Here is a 17,980-nt window from a genome sequence, read left to right on the forward strand (position 1 = left end):
GGAGCGGCGCGACGCGGGGTCCACGCCGCGCATCAGTAGTGATAGCGCGCTTGGAGAATTGTGATGCGAGCGTCGTCGGCGAGGTATATGAGCCTGTTCGTCTCATCGATGCGCCGCGACCAGGCTCCCACCAATGCATGCTTGAGGGGCTCGGGTTTGCCAATGCCCTCGAACGGGTCGTCTCGGAGCACATCGGCGATGAGGAGGTTCAGCCGACGGAGCGTCCGCCGGTCCTGGGACTGCCAAGAGAGGTAGTCCTCCCAGGCCTCGGCCGTCCAGGCGAGAGTGCGGGGAGTCACGGCTCGAGGAGCTCCCGCTCGACGACGTCGCCGCTGCGGGCGCTCTCGAGGGCGGAGAGCAGACGACGCGCGTTCTCCGGGGAGCGCAGGAGGTGGCTGGTCTCGACCAGCGAGTCGTACTCGTCCTTGGACATCAGCACGGCGGACCCGCGCTTCGAGGTGATCTCCACCTCCGTGTGATCGAGGTTGACCCGCTCGATCAACCCGAAGAGGTCTCGTCGTGCTTCGCTCGTGGTGATTGCCATCTCAGCTCCTGACTCGTACCGGATATGGTACCAGTTATCGGTGCTGCGATGTGCATGCGGCTCCAACGCGACCTGAGAGGTTGCCAGGCGAACGGCCCTGCGGGCGCAGAATCGGCACTTACTAGTAAGGAGAGCGGTGGCGAGAACGCATCAATGGCGCGTTGCAGACCACGACTTTCTTCATTCCTGTACTTTCACCTTCGTTCTTCGAGAGCGAAGAATGCCGTCGGGAATTTTTGAGCTTTTACAGCACAGCGAAGTCACTAGGCGTGACTCAGTACCTCCTGGCGATTAGGTATGCGCCGATCGAGGAACTGGATCCGACCAGTGTCAATCAGGCGAAGGCCATCGCCGCGGAAATTCAGTATCGCGATTGGGAAGCACTTCGCCTCGTGGATGAGGCTGGTCCGGAACATCGGCAGGCCGTGAACGGACTTGCTCAGGATCTGCGGCGGATGATGAATATCGTGCAGTCGCAACCTGCCGCAGGCGCGGCCGAGGCGGTGCTTGTCGCAGAAAAAGGCTCTGTGTTACGGCGCAAAGAAAGCGGGTCGCATCTAGTCGCGGAAGATGATGACGATCCTTACGGTGACCAGCCGTCTCCGTTAGAACTCGTGGCGGACCTGCCCGACCGCTCGAAAGAGTGGACAGATACGATGACCCTTTTTCAGAAAGCCACTGAAGATTTCAGCGCCGTCCTCAATCGGGGGTCTGCCAAGCTCTCGGAAGTCGAAGGTAGGCCGCTAGCGAAGAAGCTCCTCGTCCTTCGCGAAACCGCGGCTGAGCTCGATGAGCCGACGAGGAGGATCGAGGCTGCTGGTGAGCAGTACATGCAGGCCCTCCTCGCAATCGATCCTTCCTTCAAGGCCCTCGCGGAAATCGGGCACTCTCAGAGGAGCGAGCCGAGCGAGAAGGACCGAAACGCGCTAAAGAGTGCGCAGGAGTCGATCCGTTCTATGGTCGGCGCAGGGGTGACGGCAAGTAGGAGTGTGCAGGGTGCAATCGAAAAGGGAAGGGCTCTTGCTCGGATCTCCCGGGACCTTCGAGCGCCCTTGAAGCGTTACGAGATTGGCTCTCGAAATATCATCGACGGCCAAGGTGTCATGGAAGAGTGGCTCGTCCTCATCGAGTCCGTTGAATGGCCGGAGGCCGTCCCGTCTGCCGCGATCGCGCGGGAGTAAAAAACGTGCCTCTGTGATCAGAAGCCGCTCATAGGGCCGACACGAAGGCTGGCATCGACGAAGGTGGCATCTCGCGGAGGGGCGGAGGGGGGACAGGAGGGGGTCAGCGCCGCAGGAGCTCGCCGGAGACGACGCCGGCCTCGACCTCCTCGAGGGCTCGGCCGCGGGTCTCGGGCACGCGCTTCCAGAGGAAGACCAGCGCGAGCAGGCCGACGGCGCCGAAGAGGAAGAACGTGCCGGTGATCCCGACTCCGGAGACGAGGGTGGGGAAGAACAGGCCGAGCACCGCGTTCGTGATCCAGTGGCAGAAGATCGCGATGCCGACGCCGACTCCGCGGATCCGCAGCGGGAAGATCTCGGACAGCATCACCCAGGTGACGATGTTGAGGAACGTCTGCATGCTGCCGACGAAGGCCACGACCAGCACCAGGATCACGAACGGCCGCGCGGGAGTGCCGACCGGCAGGGCGACGGACGCGATGCCGATCAGGACGTGCATGGCCGTCGTCAGGGAGTAGCCGAGCAGGAGTGTCGTGCGGCGATTCATGGTCTGCATGAGCCGCAGCCCGACCAGGCCGCCGATCACCGCGATCGCGCCGGGGGCGATGTTGGCCACGAGTGCGCCGTCGTGGTCGAAGCCCGCCTCCTTCAGCACCGACTGGCCGTAGTACATGATCGAGTTGATGCCGGTGAGCTGCTGCGCGACTCCGATCCCGATGCCGACCAGCAGGATGCGCACCGCCCAGCGCTCGCGCAGCACCTCGAGCAGCGGCACCTTGGGGCCCTCGGAGGTGGCGATCGAGCGCGCGATCCCCGCCGCCTCCTCCTCGGCCCGTTCGGGACTGCGGAGGGTGCGGAGTACGCCGAGCGCCTCGTCGCGGCGACCGTGCGCGAGGAGCCAGCGCGGCGACTCGGGGACGCGGGTCATGCCGAGGAGGAGCGCCGCGGCCGGCAGTGCGGCGACGGCGAGCATGATCCGCCACACGCCGGGCAGCTCGCCCCAGACGGTGCCGATCACGGCGTTCGCCACGAAGGCGGCGAGCTGGCCGATCACGATCATCAGCTCGTTGCGACCGGCGAGCAAGCCGCGGATCTCGGAGGGGGAGATCTCGGAGAGGTAGATCGGCACGACCACCGAGGCGCCGCCGACGGCCAGTCCGAGGACCGCTCGCCCGAGGACCATTACGGCGACGTTCGGCGCCACGACGCAGACGAGCGCTCCGACCAGGAACAGCACCGCGAGCAGTCGGATCGTGCCGCGCCGGCCGATGGCGTCGGCGAGGCGTCCGCCGGAGATGGCGCCGATCGCGGCCGCGAACAGGAGCGAGCTGGTGACGACTCCCTCGGTCAGATCGGTGAGCTTGAGTTCGGCCGACATCGGCTCCAGCGCGCCGTTGATAACCCCCGTGTCGTACCCGAACAGCAGCCCTCCCAGTGTCGCAACAAGAGCAATAAAGCCAAGACGCCGGGAGATGGTCATCCGCTCAGCCTGGCGCATCGCCGGACACCGAGGGAACCCCGGCCCGTCGAGGGAGCCACAAGTAACGGGCGGTCTCGACGGTTCGGGGTTCCCTCACAGCACCCGGTGCTCAGACGCGGAGCGGGCGCCCTCCTCCTTGGCCTGCTGCACGAGCGCGGCGATGCGGCGGCGCGAGCGCGAGCGGCCGGCGAGCAGCGCGGCCAGGATGAGGGCGACGCCCAGCAGCACGAGCAGCTGCGGGACCGGTACGGCCGCGACAGTGATCGACTCCGTCGCGGGCGCGGTGGTGACCGGATCCTGGTCGGGCGCAATGACGGTCGGCGCGATCGTCAGGTCAGCGCCGACTCCGAACAGCGGCCAGATGCCGTCGAGCTGCACCGACACGCTGCGCCGGTCGCCGGGCAGCAGCTCCTGCTGGGGGGCGTCGGCGGCGACGACGGGGGCGGAGGCGCCCTGGGCGCTCGCGGTGCCGTCGAGGAGCAGGCGCACGTTGCCCGTGTTCACCACGTCGGCGACGAGCGAGAGCGAGCCGGGCTGGAACGGGTTCCAGGAGAGGCGGTAGTCGCTGGCGAGGTCCTCGATCGAGAAGGACGGGGTCACCGCGCCCGTCACACGGGTCATCACGCGGAAACCGATCCGGCTCTCGACGCCGACGTTCGCTCCGCCGGCCTCGGTTCCCTCCGAGAGCACGGAGGCGGCGATGCCGGCGGCGTGGTCGCCCGGCGTCGCGTTGGCGGGGACCGTCACGGTGAACGGCACCACTGCGCTGCCGCCCGGATCGACGGTGACGGTCTCGGGCGCCGAGATCCACCGTCCGGCGTCGACCGACTCCTGATCGGAGGTGAGCATGCTGAAGCGGCCCTTGTCGGTGAAATAGCCGTCCGCGCTGGTGACCTGGAACGTCACGGGCTGATCGCTGAGGTTGCGCACGACCGCCTCGTCGGAGGCGCTGACGCCGGGGGCGAGCTCGAGCTCGACCCAGGAGCGCTGGTCGGGCACTCCGTCGGTCGAGGGGCTGACCGCCCAGGTGATCGCTCCGTCGGCGGCGACGGCCTGCGGGGCCACGCCCGCGGCGAGCAGGGCGACGATCAGCGCGAGAAGCGCGGGGAGGAGGGGGCGGCGCGGAGCAGCGGGGCGGCGCGGAGCAGTCATCAGAACCTCATGGTCGCACAGGAGAAGCGCGACGCGGCCGGGCGGGAGGGCCCGGCCGCGTCGGCCGTGAGAGTCGCGGCCGAGGGGTGTCCACCCTCCGGCCGCGGGAGGTCACTCGAAGAGCGACAGGGTGATGGTGGACGAGTACGCTCCGGCGTCCACGCTCACGGGGGTGCGCAGGAAGAGGTCCGCATCGGCGCTCCAGGAGCCCTCGGGGTTGATCTCCTGCGAGTCGATCGCCAACGCGAGCAACTCGCGACCCTCGAGGCCGACTCCGTTGACGCCGCCGTCGATGGCCGTGTCGACCTGGTCGCCGGCCGCGACGAGACCGAGGTCTCCGCCGTCGACCAGAGCCGGGGTCCAGCCCAGGTTCTCGGCGCCGATGGTGGCGCCGTCGGCCGAGGTGAAGTCGCTCGCGGTACCGAGGACGTACCAGCCGGCGCCCTCGGGGACGTCCGCTGCGTCGCGGGTGTCGGTGACGGTGACGGTGGGCAGCGCGCCCGTGAACTGGCGGCGGACGTTGTCCGAGCCGTCCTCGGTCAGCGTCGTGGAGGTTCCCGCGACGGACATCGAGAGGGCGCCGGTCCCGGGCAGGTCGGCGATATCGACGTTGACGTCGACGTCGTCGCTGCCGTAGTCGATCTCGGCGGCGAAGGCCGTTCCGGCGACTCCGAGCAGGAGGACGCCTCCGGCCAGTCCGGCGGCTCCGCGGATCAGAAGGGATCGGGTGTTCATGTCGGGTGTTCTCCGTTCTCCGGCCGGCGTCGTCGCCGGCTCGATCTCAGTGGGTGTCAGGTCGTGCCCGCAGGTCAGCCGCAGCTGGCCGCGGAGTAGGGGGCGGTCGTGGAGGTCGTGGTCGGCTTGCCGTTCACGAACGCGGTCGCCGTGGCGGTCGCGGATCCGTCGGTCACGCTGGTCGCCCGAGTGGTGATGGCGGCCGAGACGGTGGCGCCGGGAGCGACGTCCGCGAAGCTCTTGGAGCCCCACGTCGTGCCGATCACGATCTTCGCGGCGACAGCGTTCGGGTTCGTGGCGGTCGCGGTGACGACGATCTTTCCGGCGATGCAGCGCGTCGTGGCGGTCGCGGTCACGGCGAGGGCGGGCGACGCGTCGGTCACCGGGCCAACGGAGGCGGAGGCCGTCGCCGGCGTCCACTGCGGCTTCGCGGCGGTCACGGCCACCGAGATCGTCGCTCCGCGGTCGGCGGCGGTGAGCGTGTAGCTCGACGCTGTCGCGCCGCTGATTGCGGTACCGCCGCGCTTCCACTGGAAGCCGGTCGCCGTCCACGGGGAGGAGGCGGAAGCGGTCAGTGTGCTGCCCACCGTCGCCTTCCCGGTGATCGAGGCCACGAGCGGCGCGCTGTCGACGACCGTCTGCGGCGCCACGCTGGTGAGGGTCGGGGTGACCTTCTGCATCAGGCCGGTCGTCGGGTCGAAGGCGACCCGGTCGATGGTCGTCTCGCGGGTGGTCCCGTTGCCGCCCGGGATGGCGAAGCGGTGGTAGGCGATGTACCAGTCGTCGGTACCGGGGACGTTCACGATCGAGTTGTGGCCGGTCGCGAGGATGCCCTGCGCCGGGTCCTTCTCGAGGATCACGCCGCGGGAGGTCCACGGTCCATCGACGCTGGTCGCGGTGGCGTAGCCGACCTTGTAGTTCTCGGAGCCGGTGTCGTCGATCGAGTAGGTGAGGTGGTACATCCCGTCGCGGTAATTCACGAAGGTGCCCTCGCGGAAGTCGGTCAGACCGCTGATCCGCTTGATGGTGCCGGCCTTGATCGAGAGCATGTCGTCGGACAGCTCGGCGTAGACCGGGTTGCCGTTGCCCCAGAAGAGGTAGCTTTTGCCTGTCTTCGGGTCGGTGAACGCGGCCGGGTCGATGGCCTGGCCCGAGTTCACCGACTCGCCGTTGGTGATCATCGCGGTCGGCTGCGCGGTGAAGGGGCCCATCGGGCTGTCCGCGACCGCGACTCCGATCGTCTTGCGGTCGAGCGAGGCGTTGTGGCCGGAGAAGTAGAAGTAGTACTTCCCGCCCTTCTCGGTGATGGTCGGTGCCCACGCGTTGCCGGTCGCCCACGGGACGTTCCCGTTCGCGCCGTCGAGGGTCAGGAAGGGCTTCTCGCCGCGGGTCCAGTCGACGAGGTTCTTCGACGACCAGGCGTAGAAGGTGTTACCGCCCCACCCGGGGGTGCCGTCGGTGGTCGCGTAGATGTAGTAGGTGTCTCCGAAGACCGCGATGTTCGGGTCGGCGTACAGGCCCGGGATGACCGGCGACGTCATGGTGACCGCCTTCAGGGTCCAGGTGGTCGTCGCGCCGCCGCCGGTGGGCGTGAGCACGACGGTCTGCGGGGTGGAGAGGTTGCGGACGGTGCCGGAGGCGGGGCTCGCCGTGACTCCCGCCGCCGTGGAGAACGTCGGGGTGAGCGTGGTCAGATCTGTGCCCGGCTTCACCGGGAAGGTGACGGTGCGAGAGGCCGAGTCGACGATCGGAGTCGTCTTGAGGACGTCGCCGGCCAGCGACACATCGACCAGCGCCGTCGTGTTGCCGGAGGCGGCGAGCACGTCGGCGGCGCTGAGCGCCCGGTTGTAGATCGCGAACTCACGGATCTGGCCGCGGAAGCGGTTGTCGCCGTCGTAGTTCGAGCGTCCGATGAAGTTGGCCAATGTGGATCCGCCGCCGATGTCCTTCGGGTCGGTCGTGACGGTGCCGCTGGCGACCTTCACTCCGTCGAGGTAGATCGTGCCGGTGGTCCCCTGGAGCGTGTAGGTCAGGTGCGCCCAGGTTCCGCGCGGGAGGGCGGAGCCGCCCGCGACGGTCTGCTCGGTGGTCCAATTCCCGGTGGCGAGGCTGGTGCGGTAGTTGTTCCCAGAGGTGAAGAGGTAGCCGTCGCCGGCGCCGTTCGTGGTGTTGCCCAGGCCGTAGAGGAAGTAGGGGCTGGCCTGTGCGGGGTCGATCCAGACGTCGGACTGGATGGTGAGGTCCGTCACTCCGGCGAGCAGGTCGTTCGGCAGCTTCACGTAGTCGTCCGTGCCGTCGAGCTGCAGGGCGCCGTCCTTCCAGGTGCCGCCCGAGGGCAGCGTCCCGTTCTGGTTGTTGCCCGAGCTGTCGCGCACGGTGGTGCCCGAGCCGCCGTCGAAGGTGTAGCGGAGGATCTCGCCGGCCGCGGTGACCGGCTTCGCGGCGGGGCCGGTGCTGCTGGTGCCGTAGGCGGCCATGATGCGCGCCTCTTCGGCGCTGGAGAGGCGCAGCACCGAGCCGTGGCGGAACGGCTTCGTGAACGAGGAAGTGTTCGCTCCGGTCGCTCCGGTCGGCAGCGCCGTGAACTGCAGGCTCGCGAGCGAGTCGGTGACGTACGCGGAGTAACCGCCCGAGTCGCCCATCACGACCCAGCGGCCGTCCGGCAGCTGGTAGACGGTCAGTCCCTCGATGTGGTCCGAGAGGCCGTGCGCCTTCTCCTCGCCGCGGGCGATCACTCGCGTCCACGGGCCGGCGAGGCTCGTGGCCGTGTCGACGACGGTGCGCCAGTCGGAGGTGGAGAAGCGGTAGTAGGTGCCTCCCTCCTTCGCGATGGTCGTGTCGATGATGTTCGGGCCGTCGGCGTTGTTGGTCGGCGAGTTCTCGTCGAGCCAGACCGTCGGAGTCGAGAAGGTCACGAAGTCGCGGGTGGTGCTGACGTAGACGCGCAGGGCCCAGTCGTCGGTACCGACCTGCGTCTTGTCGCGGCCGGACCAGTAGACGTAGTACTGCCCGGTCGTCTCATCCCACATCGCCTCGGGAGCCCACACGTTGCCTGCGTTCGGCGAACCGGCGAACACGAGGCTCTGGTCGCTCCAGTTCACGAGGTCGGTGGAGCGCCAGACGACGAGCTTCTGGCTCGCGTTCACCTGGTCCCACGAGCCTCCGCCCGCGGTGCCCTCAGCGTGCAGATCGGTGCCGAGGATCCAGTACTCATCGCCCGTGGGCGAGCGGACGAGGTGCGGGTCGCGGACGCCGAGGGTGCCGGCGAGGTTGGCGAGGACGGCTTTGTCGTTGTTGAGCTTCGACCAGTGCAGGCCGTCGGTGCTCGAGCCGAAGTAGATCTTCTCGTAGTCGGTCGAGGCGAAGTGGGTCCAGAGGTAGCCCGCGTCGTAGTCGGTGTCGAGGTTCGCGGGGGCGGCGGTGACCGTCACAGGCAGCTGACGGGTCGCTGTGGTGCCCGCGATCGTTGCGGTGAGGGTGACGGGAGTGGCGGCGGCCTGGCGCTTCACCACTCCGGTCGCACTGAGCACGGCGGGGTTCGAGGAGGACCACGCGACGTCGTAGGAGCCGGCCTTCGTGGGCAGCGTGACGTTGCCGCGGACGTCGCCGGCGTTGACGATCGAGAGAGCGTCGAGCGCCTTCTGCGCGTCGGCGTTCACGTCCTTGGCCGGCACGGTGGCGGTGAAGGTGCGGGTGGTCGAGGCCGAGCCGCGGGTGATCGTGGCGGTCAGGGCGACCGGGGCGACGCCGGTGGCGGACGGAGTGACGACTCCGCTGGTCGAGACGACCGCGGTGTTGCTGGAGGCCCACGCGATCGTGGAGCCGTTCGAGCCACTGGTCGGCAGAGTGAGGTTCGCCTGCACCGCAGAGAGGTCGCCGAGGTTCAGTGCAGCGGAGTCGCGCGAGACGCGGGTGCTGTCCGAGGCTTGGAGAGTGGCGACATCGGCGGCGCTGAGCGCCGTGCTGTAGACGCGGAAGTCGCGGACCGAGCCAGCGAGGGTCTTGTCGGCGGTGTAGACGGAGCGGCCGATCGCGTTGGCCGTGGTGGCGCCGTTGCCGATCGCGGCGGGAGTGATCGTGACTCCGGTCTGCTGCGCGACCTGGCTGCCATCGAGGTAGAGGCGGGCGGTGTCGCTCGCGTCGTCGAGTGTGTAGGTGAGCGTCTTCCAGACGCCGCGGGCCAGGTTCGCGCCGGAAGTGACGGTCTGCTCGGTGGTCCAGTTGCCGGTGGCGATGGAGGTCTTGTAGCCGTTGCCGGTCGTGTAGAGGTAGCCGTTTCCGGCGCCGTTCGTCGTGTTGCCGAGGCCCCAGATGAAGTAGGGCGTGCCCTGGTTCGCGTTCACCAGAACCTCGGTGCTGACCGTGATCGAGTTCAGCCCCGCTAGGAGGTTGTCTGGCAGCTTCACGTAGTCGTCGGTGCCGTCGAGCGCGACGCCCGCGGCTCCGCGCGGTGCCGCTCCGTTGACCAGCGTGCCGGTGCGGCCGTTGCCCGAGCTGTCGGCGGCGACCGTGCCGCTGGTCTCGTCGAGCGCGTAGCGCAGGACCAGGCTGTCGGCGGGGGCGGCGCTCGCCGACTGGGCCGTCAGGAGGGGGATCGTCAGCGCGACGGCGGTCGCGAGGACGAGTGGTCGCAGGAAAGGCTTCATCGCGCTTGCTCCAGGATCGGCACCATTGCTGAGGGAGGGGGGGCCGACTGATCGTCAGCGATGTTCACGGTAACACGCCGGCGAGTCGCCCGTGAACCCCCAACCCCGCCCTCTGCGGCTTTCCCTTCGTCGCAGATGGTCGCCACCACGGACCCAGACGAACCATGTGTGACGAGTCGGCCCTGCGCACGGGGTGTTCTGCGCGTTGCCGAGACGAGCCGTGTAGACCACTCCGACGAGCGCGGTTCCGCTTGGGTGCCGGCCGTTACCGTGACACGGTGGCGGCGGAAGAGCGTCGATGCACGGCCCTACTCGCGTTCACCCGCTGACGGCGGAGGAGGTGTGCCCGTTCCTGCGCTGTGGAGAAGAAACTGAAGGATACGCGGGTGTTCACCCGGGATCTCGCGAATCTGATTCTTCCTCAGAGAAAAGCTGAAGACAAGTCCCTGGACGGGGGACCAGGTGCGGATGTGTGGAATCCGGGGCGCAGGGGCTCCGTGAGGGCGGCGCGGCGCTCACGCACGGCGCCCCCTCGTCCGCCGGGGGACGAGGGGGCGCCGTGCGTGCGTGAGCGGGCGGGAGCCCGGTTTACGTCTTGCTGCGGGCCATAACCGCGCGCTGGAGGAGGACGAAGATCAGCAGGATGCCGCCGGTGATGATCGTGGTCGCCTCCGGCGGGATGCCGCCGTCGCGGGTGATCAGGACGTTCATCAGGCCGAGCACCAGGGCGCCGACCACCGAGCCGAGCACGAAGCCGACCCCGCCGGTGAGCAGCGTGCCGCCGATGACGGTCGCCGCGATAGCGTCGAGTTCCCAGCCGGTGCCGGTGATGTTCTGCGCGCTGCCGAGACGGGCCGTATAAACCACTCCGGCGAGACCGGCGAGGGTGCCGCTGATGATGTAGATAAACAGCTTCGTCCGCACGACCGGCAGGCCCATCAGGGCCGCCGACTGCTCGGAACCGCCCATCGCGTAGACCGTGCGGCCCAGACGGGTGCGGTGCAGGACGAAGAACGCCGCGGCCACGACGACGACCGCGATGATCACACCGGGGCTGATCACGAAGTCGTTGACCTTCGGCCCGTCGATCAGCTTGATCGGGGCGGCGAGGCTCAGCACCGCGGAATCCTCGGGGAGGCGCTCCGGGACCGTGCTGAGCATCGAGGCGAGGCCGCGGGCCAGGAACATCATCGCCAGGGTCGCAATAAACGGCTGGACGTTGAAGTACTGAATCAGGACACCCGAGATCACGCCGAAGAGAGCGCCGATCACAACCATCAGGACCATCACGAGCCACGGGTTCCAGCCGGCGTTGATCAGGAGCACGCCGCTCACGCTGCTGAACGCGATCACTGCGCCGACCGAGAGGTCGATTCCGCCGGTGAGGATCACGAAGGTGAGGCCCACGGCAAGGATGATCAGGTGCGCGTTATTGACCAGCAGGTTCGAGATCGTGCTCGCCTGCAGGATGCGGCCGTAGGCGGCCTCGCCGTACACGATCATCCCGAAGAAGATGATCAGCGCGGCGAGGGTGGGCAACTTGTCGAGGTGCTGGCTCAGCCAGCCGCGCGCCCCGGAGGTGCGCTTCGTGCTTGCCGGAGGAGCGGAGCGGGTCATCACGGCACTCATGCGGGGATCGCCTCTTTCTGCGGGGCGCTGCGGCGCGCCTCGCGACGGGATGTGAAGGCGGAGCGGATGCGCTCGGACTGCAGGAGGCAGAGCGCGACGATGACGATCGCCTTGAAGGCGGGGGTCGCCGACGACGAGATTCCGAGGAACACGACCGTCTTGTCGAGGGTGGCGATCAGGATCGCGCCCACGGCGGCTCCGGTGATGTTGAATTTGCCGCCGGCGAGCGAGGTGCCGCCGATGACGACCGCGAGAATCGCGTCGAGTTCGAGCTGGTAACCGGTGCGCGAGACGTCGACCGTCATCACGCTCGCGGTGGCGAAGACACCCGCGACTCCGGCGAGGATGCCGCTGCCGATGTAGGCGGTCATCAGCAGGCCCCGGCGGTTGATACCCGCGAGGCGGGCCGCCTTCGGGTCCATGCCGATGGCCTCGATCATCAAGCCGAGCGCACTTCGGCGCACCAGGACTCCGACGACCACGACAATCGCGATAGCGAGGAGGAACACGACCGGAAGTCCGAAGACGTATCCGTTCGCGAGCCAGCGGAAGGGCTCGTTGGTGGCGGCGGTGTTCTGACCGCCGGTGATCACCTTCGCCAGGCCGCGGCCCGCGAGCATCACGACCAGCGTGCTGATGAAGGGTTGAAGGCCCACCACCGAGACCAGGATGCCGTTCACGGCTCCGAGCACGGCGGCCACCAGCAGCGCAACCGCGAAGGCTCCCGCTGCAGCGCCGAGCGACTCGGGCGCTCCGGCGGAGTTGAGGAACTCCATCGAGACGGCGCCGGCGACCACCATGATCGAGCCGACCGAGAGGTCGATGCCCCCGGTCGCGACGACCAGGCACATGCCCACGGCGATCATCAGGATCGGAGCGGCGGCGCGGGCGATGTCGATGACATTGCCGACGAGGTAGCCGGTGGTCGGGCTGACCGAGACGGCCAGATAGCCGGGGTCCTTCACGACGTTGACGAGGAGGAGCAGGGCGATCGCCACGACTCCCCAGAAGTACTGGCGGCGGATGATCCCGCCGAGGACGGATCCCCGGGCGGGTCGGGTGTCGCTGCTCATGATGCGGCCTCCTGCGTGGCGCTCGCGAGGACGACGACGTCCTCGTCGACGACTCCCTCTGCGGCGATGGTAGTGACGATCGACTCCGCAGTGACAGCGGGACCGTTGAGGATCTCCGCGATCACGCGGTGGTCCTTCAGGACGATGATGCGATCGCTGAGCCGGACCACCTCGTCGAGCTCGGACGAGATGAACACCACGGCGACGCCCTCGCCGGCGAGGGCGATGACTTTCTCCTGGATTTCGGCCTTCGCTCCGACGTCGATACCGCGGGTCGGCTCGTCGAGGATGAGAATCTCGGGGGCGGTGGCGAGCCAGCGGCCGAGGAGGACCTTCTGCTGGTTGCCGCCGGAAAGCTTGCTGATCGGTCGGTCGGGGTCGGCCGGACGCACGTTGAGCTCCACGAGGTACTTGCCGACGATCTCGTCCTTCTCCTTTTTGGAGAGAGGGCGGGCCCAGCCGCGCTTGGCCTGCACGCCGAGGATGAGGTTCTCGCGGACCGAGAGGTCGCGGATGATGCCCTCGTCGCGGCGGTTCTCACTCGAGAACGCGATCTTGTGCGCGAGTCCGGCGGTCGGTGTGGGAACGTCGATCTTTGTGCCGTGCATCGTGATCTCGCCCGTGTCGGGCTTGTCGACGCCGTAGATCAGGCGCGCGAGCTCGGTGCGGCCGGAGCCGAGGAGCCCGGCGAAGCCGACAACCTCGCCGCGGTGCAGGGTCAGGTCGGTGCTCTCGATGGAGCCCTTCTTGCCCAGACCGGTCGCGGTGTAGAGCGGAGCGTCGCGGTAGAGGTGGTCCTGGCTCTCGCGCTCGGAGTCGAGGGAGCGCAGTGTCGCGATGTCCTTGCCGATCATCTTCGAGATCAGCGAGGTGCGGTCGAGCTCGTGGGTGAGGTATTCGCCGACGAAGGTGCCGTTGCGCAGCACCGTCAGGCGGTCGCTGATCGCGTAGACCTGGTCGAGGAAGTGCGAGACGAAGAGGATCGCGACGCCCGCCGCACGCAGGCGGCGAATGACGACGAAGAGGTTCTCTACCTCGTTCGCATCCAGGCTCGAGGTCGGCTCGTCGAGGATGAGCACCTTGGAGTCGCTCACCGTCGAGCGGCTGATCGCGACCAGCTGCTGCATCGCGATCGAGAGCGAGGCGAGCGAGGAGCGGGTGTTGAGGTGGCCGAGGCCGAGCTTCTCGAGTGCGATCTTCGCTGCCTGGTGGGTGGCCTTCCAGTTGATGCCGAAGGGGCCGCGGACCTCGTAGCCGAGCATCACGTTCTCTCCGATGGAGAGGTTCGTGACGAGGTTGACCTCCTGGTACACGGTGGAGATGCCCGCGGCCTGCGAGTCGGCCGTGCCGGTGAGGCGTCGGGTCTCCCCGTCGATCACGATGTCCCCGCTGTCGATGCGGTAGACGCCGGTGAGGGCCTTGATGAGCGTGGACTTGCCGGCGCCGTTCTCGCCCATGAGGGTGTGGACCTCGCCCGGGAACAGGCGGAAGTCGACGCCGTCGAGGGCTTTCACGCCGGGGAAGCTGATCGAGATGTTCGTCATCTCGACGATCGGAGGCGAACCTGTCATGTCGCGTCGTTCCGTTCTCGAGCGGGGCGCAGCCGAGCGGGTGCGCCGAAGGGTCGGAGCGACCGGGGTCGGCGGGAGGGCCGGCCCCGATCGCTCCGGGTGGGTGCTGCCGCGTGTGGGCGCGGCGGCCAGTGGTGCGCGGCGACTAGAACTTGCGGTCGGGCAGCGCTGTGGCGGCGGCCTCGGGCGAGTCGAAGGTCTCGCTCGGGACGACGATCGAGGACTCGACCTTCTCGCCGGCGAGCGTCTTCTTCACTGCGTCGAGGGCGGTCTCGCCGAAGAGCGGGTTGTACTCGGCGACGAAGCTCAGCTCGCTGTCGGCCAGCGCCTGGAGGGCGTTCTTGGTGCCGTCGATCGTGGCGATCTTGACGTCGGTGCCGGGGGTGAGGCCGGCCTCCTGGACGGCCTGGACGGCACCGAGGCCCATCTCGTCGTTCTGAGCGAAGACCAGCTGGACGTCGTTGTTGTTCGACTTCAGGACGGTCTCGAAGACGCTCTTGGCCTCCTCGGTCGACCAGTTCGCGGTCTGTGCGCCGATCTTGGTGAAGGCGGGATCGGCGCCGATGACCTCGTCCCAGCCCTCATTGCGCTCGTTCACGACCGAAACGCCCGCGGGACCCTCGAGGGTGAAGTACTTGCCTCCGCTCGGGAAGGTGGTCTTCGCCCAGTCGGCGACCGAGGTGCTGACCGCGATGTTGTCGGGCGCAATGCGGGTGACGTAGAGGTCGGTGGTGTCCGGCTCGATGCCGCGGTCGATCAGGATGACCGGGATCTCGGCCTCCTGAGCGCGCTCGAGCGAGTCCTCCCAGCCGGAGCCCTCCGTGGCGGAGAGCAGGATGATGTCCACGCCCTCGTCCACGAAGGAGGTGAAGGAGTCGATCTGCGACTTCTGGTCTCCGTTGGTGGCGGGTGCGTACTTGAGGTCGAAGCCGGCGTCCTTCGTGAACGTGTCCTCGATGTTGGTCTCGTTCGCCTGGCGCCATGCGCCCTCGGGGCCGACGGCCACGAAGCCGATGGTGGTGAGGTCACCGCTCGAGCCTGAGCCCGAATCGGAGCCGGAACCGCCCGAGCATCCGGCGAGTCCGAACGCGAGTGCGCCGACTGCTGCGAAACCCAGGAACTGGCCGATACGCCTCGTCTTAGACATAGATCTCCTCCTTGAGATCGCGGGCGCGACGAGCGCGCCCGAGATGGTGGACCCTGAAGGGCCTCGAATACGGGCCTAGCGGCCCGAGGTGCGGTGAGTGCAAGATGTGCAGTAGGCGCCGGCCGAAGCAGCGCCGCGTCGAAATGTTACCGTGAACAATTCTAGCGACGCAACAGCGCGCCGCGCCCCTTCGATAACGATCCGGTCGCGGGCCCCCTCGGACCGGGGATCCGAGCGCTCAGGGAGTGTCGGCGCGGACGTGGACCTCGTTGCCCTCCAGGGTGAAGCGCAACGCCGTGCCGACCGGGTACTCCTCGCGCAGCTGCTCCGAGGCCTCCGACGTCACGGTGAACTGCGCGACCGCGGGAAACGCCCCGGCCGTGCAGCCCTGGAAGAACGGGCCGTCCTGCGGATCGACGGTGCGCACGATGTACAGGCACGAGCCGGCGCTCGGGGAGCGCCGCTGCCGGACGACGGTGAGACCGGTGTCGGCGGGACGGCTCTGCCGCACGACGGTGAGCCCGCCGAAGTCGTCCGTGGTGACCGAGCCGTCGAAGCCCAGTCCCTCCCAGCCGGGGATGTCGGTGCCGTTGGTCAGCGGCAGTACGGCGACCTCGCGGCCGGGCGGCTCCGGGGTTCTCGTGACGAGGAGGGTGGCGCCGACCGCGACGGCGGCCGTCAGCAGGAGCGCCGTCGCCCGGCCGAGGACGCTCCGGGCCCGAGCGGAGCGCGGAGCAGGGGGATGCTCCGGATCGCCGGAGTCGGGCTGTTCGAGGGCGGGAGTTGCCGCGACGGGTGGGGCGGGCTCGTCCGTGGCGGACGGAGCTCCGGCCTCGAGCGCGACCAGCCGGGCACGCGCGAGCGGATCGCGGTCGATGTCCGGACGGCGTCCGTAAGCGCGCCGCCTCAGCTCGGCGAGTTCGTCCCTAGCGTGGTCGTCCACCTCCGGATTCTCGCAGGCCGACGGCTCGCAACCGAGGTCGAGAACCGGCAGAAGGCCGGAACAGGCGCATCACGTCGATGCGGGCCTCGGTTGCGAACCGATCCTCAGCGCGCCGCGGCGGCGTGGAGCAGATCCAGCAGATACGGAGCCACGATCTGCGGCGAGATGCGCAAGTCCAGAAGGAGGAACGGCCGCACAACGGGGTCCTGCCCCGTCCACACGGCGAGGGCGCTCAGGTCCGCCATCGTCCGGACGACCACGCCCTCCGCGCCGAGGCTCGTGGCGACTCCGGCGAAATCAACCTCCGGGATCAGCATCGGGCCTTCGGCGAGGCCCAACGCGCCGTAGACGTTGAGCTCGGCACCGTACGCGGCGTCGTTCCAGACCACGGCGACGCCCCGGCCGCCCGCCACGCGGATGGCGGACTCGAGATCAGCGAGCGCCATCAGGCCGCCGCCGTCGCCGGTGACCAGGACGACCGTCGTCTCCGGTCTCGCCAGCGCTGCTCCCACCACTGCCGGGATCCCCAGGCCGACCGCCTGGAACGCGGTGCCGAGCGTCACCAAGCGCTCGGGTGAGGCGTGCGGCCAGTGCATGATCGGCCAGCCGAGGAAGTGCCCGCCGTCGGTGACGACGACGCGGTCCTCCGGCAGGAGCGCCGCCAGAGCGACGGCCGTGGAGCGCGGATCGAGCCGGCCGTCCGCGGCCCGCTGGTCGCCTTCATCACGGGCCAGGTGCAGGTCCGGGTCGACGCAGTCGCGCCATTCGCCCCGCGAGCGCCTTCGAGTGCGCAACTCCGCGACCAGGGCCTCGGCGACCAGGCGAGCGTCGCCCCGGATGTAGTCGTCGACCCGGCCGTCCGTTGCGGCTGGGGTGATGTCGACCTGCACGACGCGGGTGGCGGGGGCGAACAGTTCACCGCAGCGCAGGAAATGGCGGTCCAGCGACGACCCGATCACGAGCGCGAGGTCGGCGTCGTGCACGAGCGAGAGCGCCCCTGTTGCACCGAAGCCGCCCAGTACGCCGAGGTCGTGGCTGCGGGAGGGAAACGTTCCCAGACCGAGGACGCTCGACGCGGTGACGGCTCCCGTGAGGTCGGCGAGTTCGCCCAGAGCGCCCCCGGCGTCCGCGAGCCAGGCGCCCCGACCCGCGACGAGCAGGGGGCGTTCGGCCGCCGCGATCATGGAGGCGAGGCGGGCGATGTCGGTAGAGGAAGGCACCCTCCGCCCCGCCCGGCGAAGGACCTGCGACCTCGGTAGAGCTGCGGCTTCGGCGGTGGCGAGATCGGCGGGGATCGCGAGCACCACCGGTGTTCGTTCGGCGAGAGCGTGCTCGATCGCGCGAACGGTCGTGTAGGCGGCGTCACGAATGCCGACGGTGAAAGTCCGGACCCCGGCCGCCCGCGCCATCGCCGACTGGTCGACGCCCCAGGGGCGCCTCCCGGTGCTCGGCTCATCGCCCGCGACGAGGAGGAGGGGCGAGCGCGCGAGTGCTGCCTCGGCCAAAGCGGTGAGGGTGTTGGTGAAGCCGGGCCCGCAGGTGGTGGTGGCCGCGGCGAGGCTGCCGCCGGCGCGGAAGTGGGCGTCAGCTGCCACGACGGCGCCGCCCTCGTGGCGGAGCGGAATAAATCGTGCCCGAGGGTGGCGCTCCACGGCGTCGATCAGGTGGGCATTGCCGGCGCCCATCACTCCGAAGACGTGACGGACGGAGAAGGCGAGGCTGTGGGCGACGTGCGCGGAGACCGAGGGCATGCGACCTTTCGAGGAGGAACTGATGCCCCGCCAGGCCGAGGTCACCAGCCGTCAACGCTGACAGCACCCCGGCGGCGAGTCCAGAGTGGTCCTCTCAGAAGAGCTGGAGTGTGCTCCGAGGACTCGGA

The 17,980-nt window shown here is 68.7% G+C and carries 13 protein-coding genes; 1 reads left to right on the plus strand and 12 read right to left on the minus strand.

The window, feature by feature from the left end; translation table 11 throughout:
- Positions 1-32: 32 nt before the first annotated feature.
- Together C5D07_RS04105 and C5D07_RS04110 are read right to left on the minus strand one after the other, a co-directional pair.
- A complete protein-coding gene (locus C5D07_RS04105) occupies positions 33-299 on the minus strand; it encodes a Txe/YoeB family addiction module toxin (protein ID WP_068256402.1) in 267 nt (88 codons plus the stop codon).
- A complete protein-coding gene (locus tag C5D07_RS04110) occupies positions 296-544 on the minus strand; it encodes a type II toxin-antitoxin system Phd/YefM family antitoxin (RefSeq protein ID WP_068256399.1) in 249 nt (82 codons plus the stop codon). The genes C5D07_RS04105 and C5D07_RS04110 overlap by 4 nt, the downstream gene beginning before the upstream one ends.
- Before the next feature lie 161 nt (positions 545-705).
- On the opposite strand from C5D07_RS04110, the gene C5D07_RS15225 reads away from it, so the two are divergent.
- On the plus strand, positions 706-1,725 hold the full coding sequence (locus tag C5D07_RS15225; RefSeq protein ID WP_146076688.1) for a hypothetical protein: 1,020 nt from the start codon (positions 706-708) through the stop codon (positions 1,723-1,725).
- Between the two features lie 103 nt (positions 1,726-1,828).
- Here the strand turns inward: C5D07_RS15225 and C5D07_RS04120 are convergent, their stop codons facing one another.
- The 10 genes from C5D07_RS04120 to C5D07_RS04165 form a co-directional block, all read right to left on the minus strand.
- Entirely contained in the window at positions 1,829-3,205 is a 1,377-nt protein-coding gene (locus tag C5D07_RS04120) for a sugar porter family MFS transporter (RefSeq protein ID WP_237358207.1), read from the minus strand.
- A 93-nt stretch (positions 3,206-3,298) separates the two neighbouring features.
- Entirely contained in the window at positions 3,299-4,357 is a 1,059-nt protein-coding gene (locus C5D07_RS04125) for a WxL protein peptidoglycan domain-containing protein (protein WP_104258749.1), read from the minus strand.
- Between the two features lie 111 nt (positions 4,358-4,468).
- Positions 4,469-5,092, minus strand: coding sequence for a hypothetical protein (locus C5D07_RS04130; protein ID WP_068256389.1), 624 nt, complete (start codon positions 5,090-5,092; stop codon positions 4,469-4,471).
- A 74-nt stretch (positions 5,093-5,166) separates the two neighbouring features.
- Entirely contained in the window at positions 5,167-9,738 is a 4,572-nt protein-coding gene (locus C5D07_RS04135; RefSeq protein ID WP_104258750.1) for a family 43 glycosylhydrolase, read from the minus strand.
- A 588-nt stretch (positions 9,739-10,326) separates the two neighbouring features.
- Positions 10,327-11,367, minus strand: coding sequence for an ABC transporter permease subunit (locus C5D07_RS04140; RefSeq protein ID WP_068256383.1), 1,041 nt, complete (start codon positions 11,365-11,367; stop codon positions 10,327-10,329).
- Positions 11,364-12,440 (minus strand): ABC transporter permease, encoded by a 1,077-nt coding sequence (locus tag C5D07_RS04145; RefSeq protein ID WP_068256381.1) that lies wholly within the window; start codon positions 12,438-12,440, stop codon positions 11,364-11,366. Before C5D07_RS04145 ends, C5D07_RS04140 begins: the two co-directional genes overlap by 4 nt.
- Positions 12,437-14,011 carry a sugar ABC transporter ATP-binding protein gene (locus C5D07_RS04150; RefSeq protein WP_068256378.1) on the minus strand — a complete coding sequence of 525 codons (1,575 nt, stop codon included), beginning with the start codon at positions 14,009-14,011 and terminating at the stop codon, positions 12,437-12,439. The genes C5D07_RS04145 and C5D07_RS04150 overlap by 4 nt, the downstream gene beginning before the upstream one ends.
- Positions 14,012-14,156: 145 nt before the next feature.
- Positions 14,157-15,158, minus strand: a complete 1,002-nt coding sequence (locus tag C5D07_RS04155) for an ABC transporter substrate-binding protein (protein WP_068256375.1) — start codon at positions 15,156-15,158, stop codon at positions 14,157-14,159.
- Between the two features lie 238 nt (positions 15,159-15,396).
- Entirely contained in the window at positions 15,397-16,101 is a 705-nt protein-coding gene (locus tag C5D07_RS04160; RefSeq protein WP_068256372.1) for a hypothetical protein, read from the minus strand.
- A gap of 104 nt (positions 16,102-16,205) precedes the next feature.
- A complete protein-coding gene (locus tag C5D07_RS04165; protein ID WP_068256369.1) occupies positions 16,206-17,852 on the minus strand; it encodes a thiamine pyrophosphate-binding protein in 1,647 nt (548 codons plus the stop codon).
- Positions 17,853-17,980: the final 128 nt, after the last annotated feature.

Source organism: Rathayibacter tritici (assembly GCF_002932875.1).
GTDB classification, from domain to species: domain Bacteria; phylum Actinomycetota; class Actinomycetes; order Actinomycetales; family Microbacteriaceae; genus Rathayibacter; species Rathayibacter tritici.

Bases quoted from the DNA above. Each gene is read 5' to 3' on its own strand.
- C5D07_RS04130 (WP_068256389.1), bottom strand. From the start codon at position 5,092: ATGAACACCCGATCCCTTCTGATCCGCGGAGCCGCCGGACTGGCCGGA.
- C5D07_RS04135 (WP_104258750.1), bottom strand. From the start codon at position 9,738: ATGAAGCCTTTCCTGCGACCACTCGTCCTCGCGACCGCCGTCGCGCTG.
- C5D07_RS04165 (WP_068256369.1), bottom strand. From the start codon at position 17,852: ATGCCCTCGGTCTCCGCGCACGTCGCCCACAGCCTCGCCTTCTCCGTC.
- C5D07_RS04145 (WP_068256381.1), bottom strand. From the start codon at position 12,440: ATGAGCAGCGACACCCGACCCGCCCGGGGATCCGTCCTCGGCGGGATC.
- C5D07_RS04120 (WP_237358207.1), bottom strand. From the start codon at position 3,205: ATGACCATCTCCCGGCGTCTTGGCTTTATTGCTCTTGTTGCGACACTG.
- C5D07_RS04150 (WP_068256378.1), bottom strand. From the start codon at position 14,011: ATGACAGGTTCGCCTCCGATCGTCGAGATGACGAACATCTCGATCAGC.
- C5D07_RS04125 (WP_104258749.1), bottom strand. From the start codon at position 4,357: ATGACTGCTCCGCGCCGCCCCGCTGCTCCGCGCCGCCCCCTCCTCCCC.
- C5D07_RS04110 (WP_068256399.1), bottom strand. From the start codon at position 544: ATGGCAATCACCACGAGCGAAGCACGACGAGACCTCTTCGGGTTGATC.
- C5D07_RS04140 (WP_068256383.1), bottom strand. From the start codon at position 11,367: ATGAGTGCCGTGATGACCCGCTCCGCTCCTCCGGCAAGCACGAAGCGC.
- C5D07_RS04155 (WP_068256375.1), bottom strand. From the start codon at position 15,158: ATGTCTAAGACGAGGCGTATCGGCCAGTTCCTGGGTTTCGCAGCAGTC.